We start from the raw sequence: 19,354 nt of genomic DNA, 5'->3' as shown, positions 1-19,354 counted from the left end.
CGAAATTCTCTTGGCATCTGGTATGCCAAAGGTTAGGGTTGGACGTGTTCTAAAGAAGGTTTACGAGACGATCGATGAGCCACGACGTGCATGAGGTCCGCTCGTTCGAGCATCCGGGCGAGGGACGGAAGCGAGCCAAGGCCACGCCCAAGGGCCGCCAAGTCGACCCGACAGCCTCGCATGAGATCGAGCAATTGCTCGGCGATCGCCCGCGGCGGCGCGATCTTCTGATCGAATATCTCCACCTGATCCAGGACAAGTATCACCAGATATCGGCCGCCCATCTCGCCGCGCTTGCCGACGAGATGAAGCTAGCCTTTGCCGAAGTGTTCGAGACCGCCACCTTCTATGCGCACTTCGATGTGGTGAAGGAAGGCGAGCCTGACGTCGCGCCGCTGACGATCCGCGTTTGCGACTCGCTCACCTGCGCCATGCTCGGCGGTGAGAAGCTGCTCGAGGATCTGCAGAGCGCGTCCGGTCCCGGCATCCGGGTCGTGCGCGCACCCTGCGTCGGCCGCTGCGATACGGCGCCGGCCGCGGAAGTCGGGCACAACTTCGTCGACTATGCCACCGTCGCCAACGTGATGGCGGCGGCGAAGGCCGGCGAGACCCACGCGCATCTGCCCAAGTACATGGACTACGACGCCTATGTCGCCGGCGGCGGCTACAAGCTGCTGGGGCGTGTGCGCTCCGGCGAACTGTCGAAGGACGATCTGCTGAAGGGGCTCGATGACGCCTCGTTGCGCGGCCTCGGCGGCGCCGGCTTCCCGACGGGTCGCAAATGGCGCGCGGTGCTCGGTGAGCCCGGTCCGCGGCTGATGGCGATCAACGGCGACGAAGGCGAACCCGGCACGTTCAAGGATCGCTATTATCTCGAGACCGATCCGCACCGTTTCATCGAGGGCATGCTGATCGGCGCGCATGTGGTGCAGGCCTCCGACGTTTACATCTATCTGCGCGACGAATATCCGGCTTCGCGCGAGATTCTCGAGCGGGAGATCGCGAAGCTTCCCGCGGGCGGCCCGACGCTGCACATGCGCCGCGGCGCCGGCGCCTATATCTGCGGTGAAGAGTCCTCGCTGCTCGAAAGCATCGAGGGCAAGCGCGGCCTGCCGCGGCACAAGCCGCCTTATCCGTTCCAGGTCGGCCTGTTCGGCCTGCCGACGCTGATCAACAACATCGAGACGTTGTGGTGGGTGCGCGACATCATCGAGAAGGGCGCCGACTGGTGGAAGGGCAATGGCCGCCACGAGCGCCATGGACTGCGCAGCTTCTCGGTCTCCGGCCGCGTCAAGAACCCCGGCATGAAGCTCGCGCCTGCGGGCATCACCGTGCGCGAACTGATCGACGAATATTGCGGCGGCATGGCCGACGGCCATCAGTTCTATGCATATCTTCCGGGCGGCGCGTCCGGCGGCATTCTGCCGGCCACGATGGACAACATCCCGCTCGATTTCGGTACGCTGGAGAAATACGGCTGCTTCATCGGCTCGGCCGCGATCGTGATCCTGTCGCAGAAGGACAGCGTTCGTGCCGCCGCGCTGAACCTGATGAAGTTCTTCGAGGATGAGAGCTGCGGCCAGTGTACGCCGTGCCGCGTCGGAACCCAGAAGGCGGCACAGCTGATGCAGAAGCCGGTCTGGAACCGCGCGCTGCTGGAGGAATTGAGCCAGGCGATGCGTGATGCCTCGATCTGCGGGCTCGGACAGGCGGCATCGAATCCGTTGTCCTCCGTGATCAAATATTTCCCTGACGAGTTCAAGGACGCGGCCGAATGACGAAAATTACGTTCGAGCTCGACGGCAAGCAGGTCGAGGCCAAACCCGGCGAGACGATCTGGCAGGTCGCAAAACGTCAGGGCCGCGAGATCCCGCATCTGTGCTATTCGCCCGCGCCGGACTATCGCCCCGACGGCAATTGTCGCGCCTGCATGGTCGAGATCGAGGGCGAACGTGTACTTGCCGCCTCCTGCAAACGCACGCCGTCGGTCGGCATGAAGGTGAAGACCGAATCCGCGCGCGCGGTCTCCGCGCAGAAGATGGTGATGGAGCTGCTGGTCGCCGACCAGCCGGCGCGCGAGACCTCGCACGATCCGGATTCGAAGTTCTGGCATTGGGCCGAGACAACGGGCGTCACCGAGAGCCGCTTCCCCGCCGCCGAGCGCTGGGAGACCGACGCCAGCCATCCGGCGATGCGCGTCAATCTCGATGCCTGCATTCAGTGCGGCCTCTGCGTGCGCGCCTGCCGCGAGGTCCAGGTCAACGATGTCATCGGTATGGCCTACCGCAATCACGGCGCCAAGATCGTGTTCGACTTCGACGATCCCATGGGCGAGTCCACATGCGTCGCCTGCGGCGAGTGCGTGCAGGCGTGCCCGACCGGCGCGCTGATGCCGGCCGTGATGCTCGACGACAAGCAGACCCGCGTCACCTATGCCGACAAGAAGGTGGATTCGCTCTGCCCGTTCTGCGGCGTGGGCTGCCAGGTGACCTACGAGGTCAAGGACGAGAAGGTGATCTATGCCGAGGGCCGCGACGGCCCTGCCAATCACAACCGTCTTTGCGTCAAGGGCCGCTTCGGCTTCGACTACATCCACCATCCGCATCGCCTGACCAAGCCGCTGGTGCGGCTGCCGAATGCGAAGAAGGATTCCAACGATCAGGTCGACCCCGCCAACCCCTTCACCCATTTCCGTGAAGCGAGCTGGGATGAAGCGCTCGACATCGCCGCCAAGGGCCTCGTCAAGATCCGCGACGAGAAGGGCGTGAAGGCATTGGCCGGCTTCGGCTCGGCCAAGGGCTCGAACGAAGAAGCCTATCTGTTCCAGAAGCTGGTGCGCACCGGCTTTGGTTCGAACAATGTCGACCACTGCACCCGTCTGTGCCATGCCTCGTCAGTCGCCGCGCTGTTCGAGGGCCTGAGCTCGGGCGCGGTGTCGGCACCGTTCTCGGCCGCGATGGACGCAGAGGTCATCATCGTGATCGGCGCCAACCCGACCGTGAACCATCCGGTCGCAGCGACCTTCATCAAGAACGCGGTCAAGCAGAACGGCGCCAAGCTGTTCGTGATGGATCCGCGCCGGCAGACGCTGTCGCGTCACGCCACCAAGCATCTGCAGTTCAAGCCCGGCTCCGACGTCGCCATGCTGAACGCGATGATCAACACCATCATCACCGAAGGCTTGACTGACGACCAGTACATCGCCGGCTACACCGAGGGCTTCGAAGACCTCAAGGACAAGATCAAGGAGTTCACGCCGGAGAAGATGGAAGCGATCTGCGGCATCCCGGCGCAGACGCTGCGCGAGGTCGCGCGTACCTATGCGCGTGCCAAATCCTCGATCATCTTCTGGGGTATGGGGATCAGCCAGCACGTCCACGGGACCGACAATGCGCGCTGCCTGATTGCGCTGGCGCTGATCACCGGCCAGGTCGGACGCCCCGGCACAGGCCTGCATCCGCTGCGCGGCCAGAACAACGTGCAGGGCGCCTCTGACGCCGGCCTGATCCCGATGTTCCTGCCGGACTACCAGCCGGTCGGCCGTGACGATCTGCGCGGCAGTTTCGAAAAGCTTTGGCAGCAGGATCTCGATCCCGTCCGCGGCCTGACCGTGGTCGAGATCATGAATGCGATCCACGCTGGCGAGATCAAGGGCATGTATATCGAGGGCGAGAACCCCGCGATGTCCGATCCCGATCTGCAGCACGCGCGCCAGGCGCTCGCCATGCTCGATCATCTCGTGGTGCAGGATCTCTTCGTCACCGAGACCGCGTTCCACGCCGATGTCATCCTGCCGGCCTCGGCTTTCGCGGAGAAGGACGGCTCGTTCACCAACACCGATCGCCGGGTGCAGCTCGCGCGTCAGGTGATCAAGCCGCCCGGCGATGCGCGGCAGGATCTCTGGATCATCCAGGAGATCGGCAAGCGCATGGGCCTGCCCTGGAACTACTCCGGTCCCGGCGAGGTCTACACAGAGATGGCGGAGCTGATGCCCTCGCTCAAAAACATCAGCTGGGAGCGGCTGGTGCGCGAAGGCGCTGTCACCTATCCGGCCGACGATCCCAACAAGCCCGGCAATGAGATCATCTTCACCACGGGCTTCCCGACCGCGAGTGGCCGCGGCAAGATCGTGCCGGCTCATGTCATCCCGCCGGACGAGATTCCGGACGATGAATATCCGATGGTGCTGTCGACCGGCCGCGTGCTGGAGCACTGGCACACCGGCTCGATGACGCGCCGGGCGCAGGTGCTCGACCAGATCGAGCCGGAGGCGGTTGCGTTCATGTCGCCGAAGGACATGCGCAAGAAGCAGCTCGCGCCCGGCGACTTCATTCGCCTCGAAACCCGCCGCGGCGCGGTCGAGGTCAAGGTCCGCTCCGACCGCGACGTACCGGAGAACATGGTGTTCATGCCATTCTGCTACGCGGAAGCGGCAGCGAATCTGTTGACCAATCCGGCACTCGATCCGTTCGGAAAAATCCCGGAATTCAAGTTCTGCGCGGCGAGGGCCGAACGCGCGGAGATGCGGGACGCGGCGGAGTAGGCTTCGCAGTCCGTGGTCACGGTGGCCGCGTAATCCCCAGTCGTCGTCCCGGCGAAGGCCGGGACCCACCGCGGAATCCATCGGTTGTGGGAGGCAGCACTCCCGGACGACGAGTATTCGCCAAACTACTCCCTGGGGTTATGGGTCCCGGCCTTCGCCGGGACGACGACTGAGTGTGCGGCGTCTGTGTCGCTTCGCGCCAACGACGGTGGTAGACATGACCCATGTCCAAAGTCACTCCCGCCACGCGCGCGCTCACGGCCGCCGGTGTTGCCTTCACCGTTCACACCTACGACTACGATCCCGACGCCGAGAGCATCGGCCTGCAGGCCGCCGCTGCACTCGGTGAGGATCCCGCGCGCGTCCTCAAGACGCTGATGGCATTGGTGGACGGCAAGCCGGTCTGCGTCGTCGTTCCTTCCGACCAGGAAGTCTCGATGAAGAAGCTCGCCGCAGCCGTCAGCGGCAAGTCGGCGCAGATGATGAAGCCGCCCGAGGCCGAGCGCCTCACCGGCTACAAGGTCGGCGGCATCAGCCCGTTCGGGCAGCGCAGGAAGGTCGGCACTGTGATCGAGCTGAGCGCACTCGCGCATGATCTGGTCTATCTCAATGGCGGCCAGCGCGGCTTGCAGGTGCGGCTCAAGCCCAGCGATGTGAAGGACGTCACGAAAGCCGTCGCCGCGGACGTGCTGGCGTGAGCGCCTACTGCTTCTGAAGCAGCTTCAGCCGGCAGCGCAGCGCCTCGCGAATATGCGCGCGCGCGAGCTGTTCGGCCTTGTCGCCGTTGCGCGCGGCGATGGCGTCGATGATGGCCTGGTGCTCGCCGTGGCTGGTCGAGGGACGGCCGGTTATCGTGAAAGTGGTCGGGCCGAGCAGGGCGATCCAGTCCTGCAATTCGCGCGAGGCATTGTCGAGATAACGGTTGCGCGCGGCGCGGCAGATCGCTTCATGAAAGGTGCGGTTGAGCTTCGCCATCTCGGCGGCGTCGGTCGCGGACGCCTCGACAAGGGCCTGCTCGATATCCCTGAGTGCGTCGACCTCGGGCGCCGAAGCATGTTCGGCAGCGAGCCGTGCGGCCGCACCCTCCATGATCTCGCGCATGGCGTAGAGCTCGAGTACCTCGGATATGTCGAGGTTGCGGACAATCAACCCGCGCCCGCCGGCCGGCTCGACGAAGCCGCGTGCCGCGAGGCGCCCCAGCGCTTCGCGCACCGGCGTGCGGCTGACCTTCAGCCGCTGCGCCACTTCCTCCTCGCGGAGACGATCGCCGGCGCGATAATTGCCAGCCTGAAGCGCCTCGCAAAGCGAGCGGAATACGGCTTCGCCCAGCGCGACGCCGGCGCCGCGCGTGATCGATCCGCCTGCTCTTGCCGGGCGCCTTGCCATGGTCCCTCGACGCGCAGGGCGCAGCCTGCCCATGCAGAGATGCCGCTTGCGCGAATACTGTATATCTTTGTATACAAAAGTACGCAATGATGGATGCGGTTGACCGGAGCCACCGGCGGGCAGAATGTCTCTAACTTCGTCGCATCGGGCAGACGGTATGAGCAGCAAATACGACGTGCTGGTGATCGGTGGCGGCAACGCGGCACTGTGCGCGGCGATCGCTGCGCGCCGCGGCGGCGCCTCCGTGCTCGTGCTCGAAGGCGCGCCAAAATTCTATCGCGGCGGCAACACCCGCCACACCCGCAACATGCGCTGCGCCCATGATGCTGCCACCGAAATCCTGACCGGTCCCTACACCGAGGAGGAGTTCTGGGAGGACCTGCTGCGCGTCACCGGCGGTCAGACCGACGAGGTGCTTGCGCGCCACATGATCCGGGAGTCCAAGGACATCCTGAACTGGATCGTGGAGCAGGGCGTGCGCTGGCAGCCGTCGCTCGGCGGCACGCTGAGCCTCGGCCGTACCAACTCGTTCTTCCTCGGTGGCGGCCGGGCGATGCTGAACGCGCTCTATCTCACCGCCGAACAGCTCGGCGTCAATGTCGCATACGACGCCGAGGTCACCGACCTCGTGATCGAGGACGGCATGTTCCTCGCCGCGCGCCTGAAGCGGCCGATCAACGGCGAGACCGAGATCCGCGCCACCTCTCTGGTGGCCGCGGCCGGAGGCTTCGAGGCCAACATCGAATGGCTCAAGCAATATTGGGGCGAGGCGGCGGACAATTTCCTGATCCGCGGCACGCCCTATAACCGCGGCTCGATCCTGAAGATGTTGCTCGACAAGGGCGTGCAGGAGGTCGGCGATCCCACCCAGTGTCATGCGGTCGCGATCGATGCACGCGCGCCGAAATTCGACGGCGGTATCATCACGCGCCACGACTCCGTCGTGTTCGGCATCGTCGTCAACAAGCACGCTCAGCGCTTCTATGACGAGGGCGAGGACCTCTGGCCGAAGCGCTACGCGATCTGGGGCCGGCTCGTCGCGGCGCAGCCCGACCAGATCGCCTACATCATCTTCGATTCGACCGTGGTCACGAGCTTCATGCCGACGCTGTTCCCGCCGATCGCCGCGCGAACGGTTGCCGAGCTCGCCGGCAAGCTCGAGCTTGAACCGGCCGCGCTGGAAAACACGATCACCGAATTCAACGCCGCAGTGCGGCCCGGTACCTTCGATCACACCGTCCTGGACGATTGCGTGACCGAAGGCATCACGCCGCCCAAGACGCACTGGGCGCGCAAAATCGAGACGCCGCCTTATCTCGCCTATCCGGTGCGGCCCGGCATCACCTTCACCTATCTCGGGACGCGCGTGACCAAGGAGGCGCGGATGCTGATGGCTGACGGCAAGCCGTCAGGCAACATGTTTGCGGCCGGCGAGATCATGGCCGGCAACGTGCTCGGCAAGGGCTACGCGGCCGGCATGGGCATGACCATCGGCAGCGTGTTCGGGCGGATCGCAGGACGGGAAGCGGCGAAACATGCACGGAACTAGAATCCTGGACGAAGCCGATCGTCTGATGACGGTCTGCAATTCCTGCCGCTACTGCGAGGGTCTTTGCGCGGTGTTCCCGGCGATGGAGATGCGGCGCGCCTTCTCCGACGGCGATCTCAACTATCTCGCCAACCTCTGTCATGCCTGCGGCGCCTGCTACGTCGACTGCCAGTTCTCACCGCCCCATGAGTTCAACGTCAACGTTCCCAAGACGCTCGCGGTCGCGCGCGCCGAATCCTATGCGGCCTATGCCTGGCCGCAGGCACTGTCCGGCGCTTTCACGCGCAACGGCCTCGTCATCAGCGTCATCGCAGCGCTCAGCATGGCCGCTTTCATCCTCGGCTTCGCCGCGCTGAACGACCACAGCGCGCTATTCGGTGTGCACACCGGCGCCGGGGCGTTCTACAAGTTGATGCCGCATAACGCGATGGCGGCGCTGTTCAGCGCCGCCTTTCTTTACGCGATCCTCGCGCTGGGTATGAGCCTGCGCGCCTTCTGGCGTGACATCGGGACGCCGATCGGCGGACGGGCCGAGGGCGGTTCGATCTTTCAGGCGATCCGCGATGCCGGTGAGTTGCGCTATCTCCATGGCGGTGGGGTCGGCTGCTACAATGAGGACGACAAGCCGACCGACCGGCGCAAAGTTTTCCATCATTTGACGTTCTACGGCTTCCTGCTGTGCTTCGCCGCGACCTCGGTGGCCACGCTGTACCACTATCTGCTCGGCCGGGAGGCGCCATATCCGGTGTGGGATCTGCCTGTGGTGCTTGGCACGCTCGGCGGCATCGGGCTCATCGTTGGTCCGATTGGCCTGTTCCTCGCGAAAACGCGCCGCGATCCGGCGCTGCTCGACGAGAACCGCTACGGCATGGATGTCGGCTTCATCGCCATGCTGTTCCTGACCGGCCTCACCGGCATGCTGCTTCTGATCCTGCGCGGGACCGTCGCCATGGGGCCGTTGCTGGCGCTGCATCTTGGGGCGGTGTTCGCACTGTTCATCACCATGCCTTATGGCAAGTTCGTGCATGGCATCTATCGCTTCGCCGCGCTGGTGCGTTACGCGCAGGAGCGGCGGCCGGCGGCGTGAGTGGTACCCGACCGGAAGCGCCCCTCGCGCAGGAAAGCGATGGTTTGTGCGATCACGGTGGCGTGGCTTGGAAGTCCGGTATGCGATGCCTTCACGACGATATGGTCGGTCATGCCGGCCAGTACTGCATTTTGCACGGTGACTCGTCCGTCATTGGGCCTCGGTAGAATGAAGAGACCGGCGACAGGATCGATGAAGCGATTTCCCGCGATCACCCCGACGGGATAGTCCACGGCGGCCGGGGCGCACGATCGGAGTGCAGTTGTGAGCTCGAGCCCGGCGGGCCCGTAGAATACGCGGTACAGCCGGGATCCGCTCAGGAGATCGGCGACTTCGCTGCCGCCGTTCGGCGTGCCCAGCATCACGACGCCGCCAAGCCGGTTCGGCCGGTGTTTGGCGATATAGGTGCGCGTCACGAGACCGCCCATCGAATGCGCGACGAAATGGAGCGGGGCGTCACGTTCAGCGAAACGGGCGATCGCCGGGTGGATATCGTCGGCGAGCACGGCGATTGGCCTCTCGCGGCTCGCATAGTCGATGTTGAGCGTTGCAAATCCGGCTGACTGGAGCGCCCGCTCAAGGTGTTTAAGGGATGCGGAGGTGCGCGCGATGCCATGAAGCAGAACCACTCCTGGCCACCGCGCGCTGTCCATTTCAGGCGCCTCGCGCATCTCTCTTACGCGACCTCGCGCTCCGGCGAGGAGGCCTGCTCGCGGGCCATCGTCGTCGCAGTGACATAGTCGGTCTTGCCGGTGCCGAGCAGCGGCACCTTGTCGACCACCATGATGGCCGCAGGTACGGTCAGCTCGGACGCGCCGATCGCCTTGGCCTGGCCCTGCATCGCGCTGCGCTCGGCGTTCTTCTCCGTCGTCAGCAGCACGATGCGCTCGCCCTTGCGCTGGTCGGGGATCGACACGGCGACCGAGGCGGCCTGCGGCCACAGCGTGGTCGCGATGCTCTCGACCGCCGACAGCGAGACCATTTCGCCCGCGATCTTGGCAAAGCGCTTGGCGCGGCCCTTGATGGTGATGAAGCCGGCCGCGTCGATCGCGACGATGTCGCCAGTGTCGTGCCAACCTTCGGGAAGCACTTCGAGCACGCCGGGATTTTCAGCCCGCAGATATCCGAGCATCACGTTCGGTCCGCGCACCGATAGGCGTCCGCCTTCCTCGATGCCGGGGACCGGGTCGAGCTTGCTCTCCATCAGCGGCGAGAGGCGGCCGACGGTGCCGGGACGGTTGGCCATCGGCGTGTTCATCGCCAGCACGGGCGCCGTCTCGGTGACGCCATAGCCTTCGAGGATGCGGATGCCGTAGCGCTCCATGAACACCTGGCGCGTCCGGTCCTTGACCGCCTCGGCGCCGGCGATCACCAGGCGCAGGGTGCGGAAGTCGTAGGCATGGGCCGAGCGCGCATAGCCGGTGAGGAACGTATCGGTGCCGAACAGGATCGTGGCGCCGGTCTGGTAGATCAGCTCGGGCACGATCCGGTAGTGCAACGGCGAGGGGTACATGTAGATCGGAATGCCCGCGAGGATCGGCATCATCATGCCTCCGGTCAGCCCGAAGGAGTGGAACACCGGGAGCACGTTGAACACCTTGTCGTCGGCGTTGGCATCGACCCGAGCCAGCGCCTGCGCCGCGTTGGCGAGGATGTTGCGATGGGACAGCACGACGCCCTTGGGCGTGCCTTCCGAGCCCGACGTGAACAGCACGACCGCCGGATCGTTGGCCTGGCGGGCGACGCGCGGCGCGGTGCCGGCGAGCAGGCCCTTGATCTTGTCGACTGCTCCGATCGAGGCGCGAACGTCCTCGAGATAGACGATTCGGGCCTCGGCCGAGATCGCAGCCATCAGCTTGTCGAGCTTGCCCTTCTCGATGAAAGCCTTCGACGTCAGCACGGTCTTGACCTGCGCGGCCTTCATGGCGGCAAGCACGTTGACCGGGCCGGCGGAGAAGTTGAGCATCGCCGGAACGCGGCCGATGCTTTGCAGCGCCATGAAGACGACGGCGACGCCCGCGGAATTCGGCAGCAGCACGCCGACATTCTCGCCGGCCGTGGTGCCGGTCTCGAGCTTGCGGCTCAGGACCTGCGCGCCGAGGATCAGCTTGCGATAGGTCAGCTTGGTGCCGAGTGCGTCCTCGATGATGACCTTACCGGTGTCGCGGTCGCGATAAGCGTGGCCGAGCGCTTCGAACAGCGAGTGATCGAGCATGGCGTTCTTGACCATCGCATCGATCATCACGTCCTGGAGCGCGGCGCCGGCGGCGTTGCGGCGCGCCTTGCCCTTGAGTGATTCATCGATCGGCAGCTTGACCGGGGGCAGGATCGTGACCGTCACCCGCGGAAACCAGGAGCGCTTGATCTGGCTGGAGTTGAGGTAGCTGAGATGGGAGCGCTGCGCACCTTCGATGCGAACGGGCACGACGACGGCATCGGCCTTGTCGGCGATCATGGCGGTGCCGTCATAGACCTTCATCAGCGAGCCGGAGACGGTGATGCGTCCCTCCGGGAAGATCACGACCGGCTCGCCGGCAGCGACCAGCTTGATCAGGTCGCGCGCAGCCAGCGGCTTGCTCGGGTCCATGGTGTAGTGCTTGACCACGCGCAGGAAAGGCTTGGCCCACCAGGCCTTGGAGATGCCGGTATCGACCGCGAAGCTCGCATCGATCGGCAGCACGGCGTGCAGCAACGGGCCGTCGATCAGGCTGACATGGTTCGGCGCGATCAGCATGCGGGTGCCGGGAGGCGGCAGGTTCTCGAGCCCGCGCACTTCGGTGCGGAACAGCGCGCGGAACAGCAGTCCGCCGAAATCGCGGACGCCTTCCTTGCCCCACTTCGTCAGGACGAACCACACCGCGCCGAAGCTGGCGACGCCGAGGCCGAAGAAGATCCAGCCGACATGCAATCCGCCTGCCTGCAGCAGCGCGACGAACAGCGAGCCGACCACCATGAAGGCGGCCTGCAGCACGTTGCCGGCGGCGATGATGCGGGCACGTTCATTTGGCAACGACCAGGCCTGCACGGCGGCGAAGGAGGGAACGACGAACAGGCCGCCGCCGAAGGCGAAAGCGACGAAGTCGACCAGCATGCGCAAGCCGGCGAAAGAGGTCGCAAAGTCGACCGCTGCGATGTCCTGGCCCTTGGTAGCCACAGCGATGGCCCAGGCAAGATCAAGGCCGGCGCAGCCCATGATGATGGCGCCGATCGGCACCAGTGCGAGGTTCGGCCGAACGTGGCTCAAGCTGGCCGCGAACAGCGAGCCGATGGCGATGCCGATCGCGAAGATCGCAAGGCACAGCGTCACCACGCCCTCGGTCCCGCCGACGACATCCTTGACCAGCGCCGGCAGTAGCGACAGCACGATGGCGCCGACCAGCCAGAACCAGGAGACGATCACGGTGCCGTCCCACAGCCGGTGATCCGCGTGCAGCGTCTTGAGCAGGCTGAGCGTCGAGGTCCAGGGATTGGCATCGACGGGCAGATCAGATGCGGACGGCGTTGTTTGAGGAATGCGGGACGCAAAGGCCCAGGACAGCAGGGCCAGCACGACGACCGCCGATGCGACCCAGCCCATATGGGCGGAGCCGGCCACGAACTGGCCGCCGGCGACGGTGCCGAGCAGGATCGCCATGAAGGTTGCGCCTTCGACCAGCGCGTTGCCGGTCGCGAGCTCGCCGAGCGCGAGCTGGTCCGGCAGCATGGAATACTTCACGGGACCGAACAGGGCGGCGATGATGCCGAACAATGCGAGCGCTGCGAACAGCAGCGGCACCGAGTGCAGGAAAAAGCCGGCGGCGGCAAAGCCCGCCGCGAAGATCTCGGCGAATTTCAATCGCCGTGCGACGACCGATTTGACGTATTTGTCGGCGAGCTGCCCGCCAAGCCCTGACAGGATGAAATAGGGAAAGATGAAGACGGCGCCTGCCACCGTCACCAGCGCATCGCCATGGCCTGTCGCCGCACTGTAAAGCAGGATGATGACGAGCGCATTCTTGAGCACATTGTCATTGAGCGCCGAGAAAAATTGCGCCCAGAACAGCGGCGCAAAGCGGCGTGACGACATCAAATCCCTGATCATGACTAGTCCTGTTTTGGAAAGGCAGCCTGAGGTTGTTACCTTGTCGGTGAAATGTCACGACCGGAAGGCTATGGGAGGAGCGATTTGCAGGTGACGATGGTCGCCGGCCTGCTATGTCCCCCTCGGTCCCTCCGATCCTGTTGGTCTCCAAGTGCTCTCGTTAGGTTCGCAAATATCCCGTCGCGGCCGCAGTATCGGGCGGAAATGCCGCGCTTGCCGGGATATCGCCCGGGGGCGATAAGGAAAAGCTGAACGGCATCTCTGACATCAGCGAAGTCGGCCACGAATGTCCGGACATAGTAAGTCCTTTGTTGCATCCGGCCCTCGCATTCGAATCGACCACGCATGCGTGGACGCCTCTCCTCAGGTGAGGTGAGCGAGATGGCGAAAGGGGTTCAAGCGGCCGAGCAGGCTGAAGCGGCGGCCCTCGTGGCGGGCACTGGCGCGGCTCGCCCGCCACATCCGGAAGGTCGCGCGCCGCTCGGTGAGCACGCCGGCAATGTCACAGGCATTTGCGATGCGATCGATCGGGGCCATGGCGAACCGCAGCAGCGCGCGGCCGAGCCCGGTCACGAGAGCCGCAGCGTCATCGATGAAGGTGGAGGCGATATCAACAGCAAGGGTTTGCATTTTGCAGGTCTCCAGGTTAATTTGAACATTGTTCAAATGAGTAGCTTGAAAATGAACAATGTTCAAGAAGAATCGCTGCGAGATCAGAAAAAAAATCGGCGCCGGCTCCAGATCCTGGAGATCGCCCGTCGCATTATCGCAACTAAGGGATTGAGATCGTTGAAGGTTCGGGACGTGGCCGAGGCCGCCGGCTGTTCGGTCGGCAGCGTCTATAACGAGTTCGGCGACTTCGACGGGGTGATCCTGACGGTCAATCGGGAGACGGTTCAGGCGCTGACGATGCGGCTGGGCGGGGTTCCGGCCGAGGACCCGGTCCGCCAGTTCTTTGGTCTGGCCGAGACCTATCTCGACTTCTTCGCCGAGCACGCCAATCTGCTGCGCTCGCTGTTCGAGCATCGGATGGAGGACGATCGTCCTTATCCCGACGACATTCTCCAGATGGTGATGGATGCCTTCGCGTTGATGCATCCGCCGCTGGTGCGGGTGCTACCGGATGCGGATGACGTGAAGATCGCGCTGCTGTCGCGCACGCTGTTCTCGGCAGTGCACGGGATCATCTCCCTCGGCCTCGAAGAGCGCATGGTCGCCGTGCCGCCGCAGATGCTTCGTCAGCAAGTCACGCAGTTCCTGGACGCGCATCTCGTGGGTCTTGGCATCCTGCCGGCACGCTAACCGGGACGGCCGCTGTCACGCGCGCGCAGCTTCGCGCGGCCTGGTGGCGACGACAACGACGTCCGGTTTCCCGTTGTCGACCTGAACCCGGTTGCGTCCCTTTTCCTTGGCGCGATAGCAGGCGGCATCCGCCCACCGCATCGCCTCCTCGAGTGTGGTATTGCCGTCGGCAATGCAGGCAACGCCGATGCTGGCGGTCACCGCAAAGCAGCGGTCGTCCCAGGCGAAGTTGAACAGCTCGAGCGACCGCCGCAACCGCTCGGCGATATCGACGGCGTCGTAGGGCGCGCATTGCGGCAGGACCAGTCCGAATTCGTCGCCGCCGAGCCGGGCGACCAGATCGTGCGCTCGCCGGTCCCGCTGCAGCAATTGCGCGACCTGACACAGCAACCGATCGCCGGCGAGATGGCCGCAACTGTCGTTGACGCTCTTGAACTGGTCGAGGTCGAGCAGGATCAGGCTGAGTGAGCCTTCACCACGACTATCGAGCTCGCTCTGCAGGCGCGCCTCGAAGGCTCGCCGGTTGGCGATACCGGTCAGCCAGTCATGCGAGGCCTGGAAGGCGAGCCGCTCCTTTTCGGCATGCAGCGCATCCTCGAACGCCTGCCGCTGCAGCACCAATCGTCGCGTGTGCCAGATCAGGAGCAGGATCAAGCTCGCGGCGGTCGCGATGTTCAGGCATGTCAGCGTCAGCTTGATGGCGCGGGAGCCTTCTCCCAGCACGGTCGAGAACCGCTCGGCATGCCCCGTGAACTGCCGGTTCAGCTCGGAGAGCCGCGACGACAGGGTTTGCAGGCGGTGGCTGTCGCCAATCGGACCGTTCCTCAATTCACTCCGGATGACTTCGCCGAAGACGCTGAGCTCCAGCAGCATCGGGTCAGTGGCAGTCCACTCCCGGATCGCTTCCCGGAAGAAGCTGACCTGGTTGAAATAGCGGTACAGCCAGATCAGGCCGGGCACGTCATCCGGGTGGTTCCCGCCCTGCAAAAAGCCGATGCGCGCGGTCTCGACGTCGACCGGATCGCGCTCAAGGGCCCATCTTGCATATTCGTCACCGATCGGAACGGCGAGCGATGTCTGGTACTCTGCGAATTGGCTGGCTTCGCCCGAATGCAGATAGAGATTGAGAAAATAGACGGCGTTCTTCTGCGAGCGCGACCACATCGCCTCGCCTGCGACATAGGCGCGAACCGACGACATCACTTCCAAGCTGAACCCGGCAATCGTCGCCTGGAGCACAACGACCATGACGAAGGGCGAGACGAGCTTGATCACGTGAAGGAAGCTGCGTTCCCTCGCCGACGTTGCTTTTCTGCGAAACACTGCGTTCCCCAAATCGCTCAACGACCCCAGCGGAGCGGTCCGCTGATAACGCGAATAAGACGGGAACGCTGCTTAACTCGACCTGAAATTGTCGAGAGACCGTGGCGCAAGGTGAAAGCGCCATGAAACGGATGCGCGCAGATCGCAGCAAATGCGACGAAGCCGGAACCGCCGCGGCATCACCGCGCAGATGTCGCGAATCCAAACGTTGCGATTTACTCGATCGAGAGAATTTGGCCCGGCGCTAGACCAGCACCGGCTTGCGGACACGGCCGGCGTCGCCGAACACACGCAGATAGCGCTCGATCTCCGAGGGCATGCCGGTCGCCTTCTCCGGATTGTCGGAGAGCTTGACGGCCGGATGTCCGTCGACCGACGATACCTTGCAGACCAGTGAGATCGGATCGAGATTGAACGAGCCGTCGGGCGCGCAGCCGACGAAATCATTGGTGAGGTTGGTGCCCCAGCCGAACGACAGTCGTACGCGGCCGGCGAAGTGGTGATAGGTCTCCTCGATCGAGCCGACATCCATCGCGTCGGAGAACACGAGCAGCTTGTCTTTGGGGTTGCGGCCCTTCTTCTCCCACCAGGCGACGATCTCCTCGCCGGCCTGGATCGGCGGCGCGCTGTCGGGGCGGAAACCGGTCCAGTCGGCGACCCATTCCGGGGCATCGCGCAGGAAGGCCTTCGTCCCGAAGGCGTCCGGCAGCGCGATCAGCAGATTGCCGCCATAGGTCTGGCGCCACTGGTCGAGGATGCGATAGGGCGCCCAACGCAATTCCTCGTCGTCCCTGGCGAGCGCGGCCGCGACCATCGGCAGCTCGTGCGCATTGGTGCCGATTGCCTCGAGATCGTTGTCCATCGCGAGCAGCACGTTGGAGGTGCCGATGAAGGACGGTCCCAGCCCCTCCTTCACCGCTTCCACGCACCAGCGCTGCCAGAGGAAGCCGTGGCGGCGGCGGGTGCCGAAGTCGGACAGCCGCAAATTCTCGAGTTCACGCAGCCGCTCGACCTTGGTCCACAGCTTGGCCTTGGCGCGGGCATAGAGCACGTCGAGCTCGAAGCGGCCGCGGCCTTTCATCGCCGAACGCGAGCGCAATTCGTTGAGAATGGCGAGGGCGGGAATCTCCCACATCGTGGTGTGAGCCCAGGGCCCGTGGAAATGCAGCTCGTACTGGCCCTCGACCTTGCGCAGCTCGTATTCGGGAAGGCGGAATTCGGCGAGCCAGCGGATGAAGTCCGCCGAGAACATGTGGGTCTTGCCGTAGAAGGTATTACCGGCAAGCCAGATCAGCTCTTTCTTGGTGAAGCGGATGGTGCGGGCATGGTCGAGCTGGGCGCGCAGCTCGCCCTCGTCGATGATCTCGGCGAGCCGCACATGGCGCGAGCGGTTGATGACCGAAAATGTAACCTGCTGATCCGGGTATGATTCCCGAATCATTTGTAACATCAATAGCTTATAGAAGTCGGTATCGAGCAGGCTGCGAATGATGGGATCCAGCCGCCAGCTGTGATTGTAGGTTCGGTTCGCAATGTCGGTCACTGTCATGACCGAATTCTAGCGTGGCCGACCGCGCGCAACCAGTGGGTTTGGCGAGAGGGCAGGGCCACGCCCCACCCTCGGCGGCAGCGTTGCCCGGGGCGGCCGCCTCAGCGGCAGCGCAGTCTCTCCATCCTATTCCCTACATCGCGTCGAACTGTCCAGTGAGCGTGACGCGCGGGCCGTGCGTGTAGCGGTCCGGCGTGAAACCGGAGCCGGAGGAGCCGGCCTGGTTGAACACGTTGATGAACGTGTCAAGCCGATAGCCTGCGCCGAGCTTCAGGTTCTGCGTCAGCCAATAGGACAGGCCGACCTGGATGTCGGCGCTCAGCACGCCGGCAAACAGCCGGTCACCGCCCGTCGCGAGCAGGTCCGTGGCAGAGGGAGCAGGGCCGGTCACGACGGTCATGGTCCTCGCCGTGACCTGCGACTGCTGCCGCCCGAACAGCAAGGCGACGTCACCGTTATAGTCGAACGACCATTTGCCGGCGAATGGGACCGAGCCTTCGACGCCGATAAGAGGTCCTGCACCCAAGAAGCTCGCCCGCGTGTCGTTGAAATTCGAGAGCGTGAAGGAAGCGCCGCCAAGCGTAGCGGCCTGGACATCCGAATTCCAACTCCGGGTGACGAATTCGGCGACGCGAACACCGCCCTTCAACTGAAGCGCGTCTGGCCCATGCCCGGCAATGTCACGTCCCACCGCAAGATCGGCAAGCCAGTGAGTTTCCTTGTATGCAGCCCCAAAGGTCTCCGTTCCCACGGCCCCGCCGCCGGCGATGGCGATAGTTCGCTGGCCGTCGGTCTTGCCGCCTTCACCGTAGCGGAATTGGCCGCTGATGTGCCAGGGAGATCCGGCGAAGCGATGGTCGAATCCGACGGCCGCTTCCCAGCCCACCTTGGGTGTCAGATCGAATGCACCGGTCACACCATTATTGTCGTAATTGTTGAACACTGGATCTCCGCCGCTCCAGATAGCGCCGCCTTCGATCCAAGCCCTGAACTGCCCCGGAGCTCCAGGTGGGAGTGCCTTGACCGGCAGGTCGGCGGCGTAGGCTTGCAATGGGCTACTGCTCCGTTGCGTCGGAGTCGACATCGCGGCGGACGCACTGCTTTCCTGCCGAGATCGGGCGACGGTCCCGGCGGATGCGATCGCCGCGCTTGCGCTTTGCGATTTCAGCCGTGCGTTGTCCCGAAGCAGCCGCTGGCTTTCGCGCAACGCGGTGTTTTCCTTCCGGATCGCGTCGCTTTGCCTTTCGAGAACTTCGAGGCGCGCCTTGGTGTCTTCGAGCTCACCGGCCACGGCGCCCGTCGACGTCAATGCCGCACTCGCGCCGAGCATGACTGCAATAATTTTCTTCATTGTATGCACCTCGTCCCGCACCAGTTCCAGTTGCGCGCACCGTGAGGGCGAATCGCGGATCGCGCATCAACCAGACGGTTGAACTCGGCCGGCGGTCGCGCATGGCGCGATATTTCAGGACGTTGGTGTGGCCGATCGGCCGCAGCTTGTGCTCAATGCTTGGTCAGCCGCCCGCGGCTGTCGCTGCGACAGTTTCGAGCTGGCTCCTGATCCAGCGATGCGCCGGGTCCTTCTGATATCGCTGATGCCAGACCATGAACATCGGCAACTCGGCCAGCGTGCGCGTGCGTGAGGCCAGCGGAATCCGCGCATGCGCGAAGCCGTGCATGACGCCGGAGGCGAGCAGGCTCGGCATGCTCGCGAGCATCTGCGAGCCGCGCAGGAACGACGGCACGCCGGAGAAGCTCGGCACGGAAATGGCGATGTCGCGGTGGAGGCCGTTCGCCGCAAGCCGGCGATCGAAGTCGAGCCGCTCGTTATCGGTATAGACCACCGTGATGTGACGTGCGGCGAGATAAGCGCTGCGGTCAGCTGGTGCGGCGCGCGCCCTGGGATCGTAATAGCAGACGTAATGATCGCTCAGCAGCCGCTTCTGCACGATATCGACGCCGGACGGCGGCAGTGGCGTGATCAGAAGGTCGCAACGATTCTCGCGCAGCATCGCGGGCGAGGGCGATTGCGAGGGGATCACGCGCAGGTCCAGCCCCTTCACTTGTGAGGCGACGTGGCCGAAGAAGCGAGGCAGCAGCAGATCGCGCTGGAAGTCGTTGGCGGCGATCGTCAGCGAAAGCTGCGCCTGCGTCGGCTCGAAGGTGACGCCGCCGGCAAAGCTGCGCATCTCGTCGATCAACGCGCGCGCCTTCGCGGCCAATGCCTGGGCGTGGGCGGTGGCGACGATGCCGCGGCCGGACTTCGCGAACAGCGGATCGCCGGCGATCCGCCGCAGCTTGTTGAGGCTGTGGCTGACGGCGGATTGCGTCAGGCCGAGCCGCGTCGCGGCCGCCGTGACCGAGCCTTCCTCCAGCACCGCGAGGAACAATTCGAGGGCGTGGCCGTCGAGCGCCAAATGATCGATTTTCTTCATGGAATACATTATAATCGATCTATTTATCTTGAGAATAGGTGGCGGCATTATCGTTCAATAAGCCGCGCACCCGGCCCCGGGGCGCCTAAGGGAGAGACA

Annotated in this window: 13 protein-coding genes; 6 read left to right on the top strand and 7 right to left on the bottom strand. The window is 64.4% G+C overall.

Annotated features, from left to right (window positions below; all coding sequences use genetic code 11):
* The first annotated feature begins 74 nt into the window (after nucleotides 1-74).
* The 3 genes from ACWAT4_RS32960 (at nucleotide 75) to ybaK (ending at nucleotide 5,241) form a co-directional block, all read left to right on the top strand.
* On the top strand, nucleotides 75-1,778 hold the full coding sequence (locus ACWAT4_RS32960; protein ID WP_449729059.1) for an NADH-ubiquinone oxidoreductase-F iron-sulfur binding region domain-containing protein: 1,704 nt from the start codon (nucleotides 75-77) through the stop codon (nucleotides 1,776-1,778).
* Nucleotides 1,775-4,543, top strand: a complete 2,769-nt coding sequence (gene fdhF / locus ACWAT4_RS32955; RefSeq protein ID WP_449729058.1) for a formate dehydrogenase subunit alpha — start codon at nucleotides 1,775-1,777, stop codon at nucleotides 4,541-4,543. Before ACWAT4_RS32960 ends, fdhF begins: the two co-directional genes overlap by 4 nt.
* 224 nt (nucleotides 4,544-4,767) lie before the next feature.
* Nucleotides 4,768-5,241 carry a Cys-tRNA(Pro) deacylase gene (ybaK, locus tag ACWAT4_RS32950; protein ID WP_212426961.1) on the top strand — a complete coding sequence of 158 codons (474 nt, stop codon included), beginning with the start codon at nucleotides 4,768-4,770 and terminating at the stop codon, nucleotides 5,239-5,241.
* A gap of 4 nt (nucleotides 5,242-5,245) precedes the next feature.
* Here the strand turns inward: ybaK and ACWAT4_RS32945 are convergent, their stop codons facing one another.
* Nucleotides 5,246-5,929, bottom strand: coding sequence for a GntR family transcriptional regulator (locus tag ACWAT4_RS32945; protein WP_449729057.1), 684 nt, complete (start codon nucleotides 5,927-5,929; stop codon nucleotides 5,246-5,248).
* Between the two features lie 157 nt (nucleotides 5,930-6,086).
* Here ACWAT4_RS32945 and tcuA point away from each other — a divergent pair, with 157 nt between their 5' ends.
* Nucleotides 6,087-7,478 (top strand): FAD-dependent tricarballylate dehydrogenase TcuA, encoded by a 1,392-nt coding sequence (gene tcuA / locus ACWAT4_RS32940; protein WP_212299892.1) that lies wholly within the window; start codon nucleotides 6,087-6,089, stop codon nucleotides 7,476-7,478.
* Nucleotides 7,465-8,565 (top strand): tricarballylate utilization 4Fe-4S protein TcuB, encoded by a 1,101-nt coding sequence (gene tcuB / locus ACWAT4_RS32935; RefSeq protein ID WP_449729056.1) that lies wholly within the window; start codon nucleotides 7,465-7,467, stop codon nucleotides 8,563-8,565. The genes tcuA and tcuB overlap by 14 nt, the downstream gene beginning before the upstream one ends.
* Here the strand turns inward: tcuB and ACWAT4_RS32930 are convergent.
* On the bottom strand, nucleotides 8,535-9,236 hold the full coding sequence (locus ACWAT4_RS32930) for an esterase/lipase family protein (protein WP_449729055.1): 702 nt from the start codon (nucleotides 9,234-9,236) through the stop codon (nucleotides 8,535-8,537). The genes tcuB and ACWAT4_RS32930 overlap by 31 nt on opposite strands.
* Before the next feature lie 5 nt (nucleotides 9,237-9,241).
* A complete protein-coding gene (locus ACWAT4_RS32925; RefSeq protein ID WP_212299889.1) occupies nucleotides 9,242-12,646 on the bottom strand; it encodes an acyl-[ACP]--phospholipid O-acyltransferase in 3,405 nt (1,134 codons plus the stop codon).
* Nucleotides 12,647-13,327: 681 nt separating this feature from the next.
* Here ACWAT4_RS32925 and ACWAT4_RS32920 point away from each other — a divergent pair.
* Nucleotides 13,328-13,948 carry a TetR/AcrR family transcriptional regulator gene (locus ACWAT4_RS32920; RefSeq protein ID WP_449731296.1) on the top strand — a complete coding sequence of 207 codons (621 nt, stop codon included), beginning with the start codon at nucleotides 13,328-13,330 and terminating at the stop codon, nucleotides 13,946-13,948.
* Nucleotides 13,949-13,963: 15 nt separating this feature from the next.
* Here the strand turns inward: ACWAT4_RS32920 and ACWAT4_RS32915 are convergent, their stop codons facing one another.
* The 4 genes from ACWAT4_RS32915 to ACWAT4_RS32900 form a co-directional block, all read right to left on the bottom strand.
* Nucleotides 13,964-15,271 (bottom strand): GGDEF domain-containing protein, encoded by a 1,308-nt coding sequence (locus ACWAT4_RS32915; protein WP_212445959.1) that lies wholly within the window; start codon nucleotides 15,269-15,271, stop codon nucleotides 13,964-13,966.
* A gap of 244 nt (nucleotides 15,272-15,515) precedes the next feature.
* Nucleotides 15,516-16,820 carry a nicotinate phosphoribosyltransferase gene (gene pncB / locus ACWAT4_RS32910; RefSeq protein WP_212299887.1) on the bottom strand — a complete coding sequence of 435 codons (1,305 nt, stop codon included), beginning with the start codon at nucleotides 16,818-16,820 and terminating at the stop codon, nucleotides 15,516-15,518.
* A 133-nt stretch (nucleotides 16,821-16,953) separates the two neighbouring features.
* Nucleotides 16,954-18,171: an Lpg1974 family pore-forming outer membrane protein gene (locus ACWAT4_RS32905; protein WP_449729054.1), complete on the bottom strand. Its 1,218-nt coding sequence runs from the start codon at nucleotides 18,169-18,171 to the stop codon at nucleotides 16,954-16,956.
* Between the two features lie 163 nt (nucleotides 18,172-18,334).
* Nucleotides 18,335-19,264, bottom strand: a complete 930-nt coding sequence (locus ACWAT4_RS32900) for a LysR family transcriptional regulator (RefSeq protein WP_449729053.1) — start codon at nucleotides 19,262-19,264, stop codon at nucleotides 18,335-18,337.
* Nucleotides 19,265-19,354: the final 90 nt, after the last annotated feature.

Source organism: Bradyrhizobium sp. T-1, from assembly GCF_053592855.1.
Note: the sequence above shows the minus strand (reverse complement) of the source record. Positions and strands in the feature narration are given on the sequence as shown.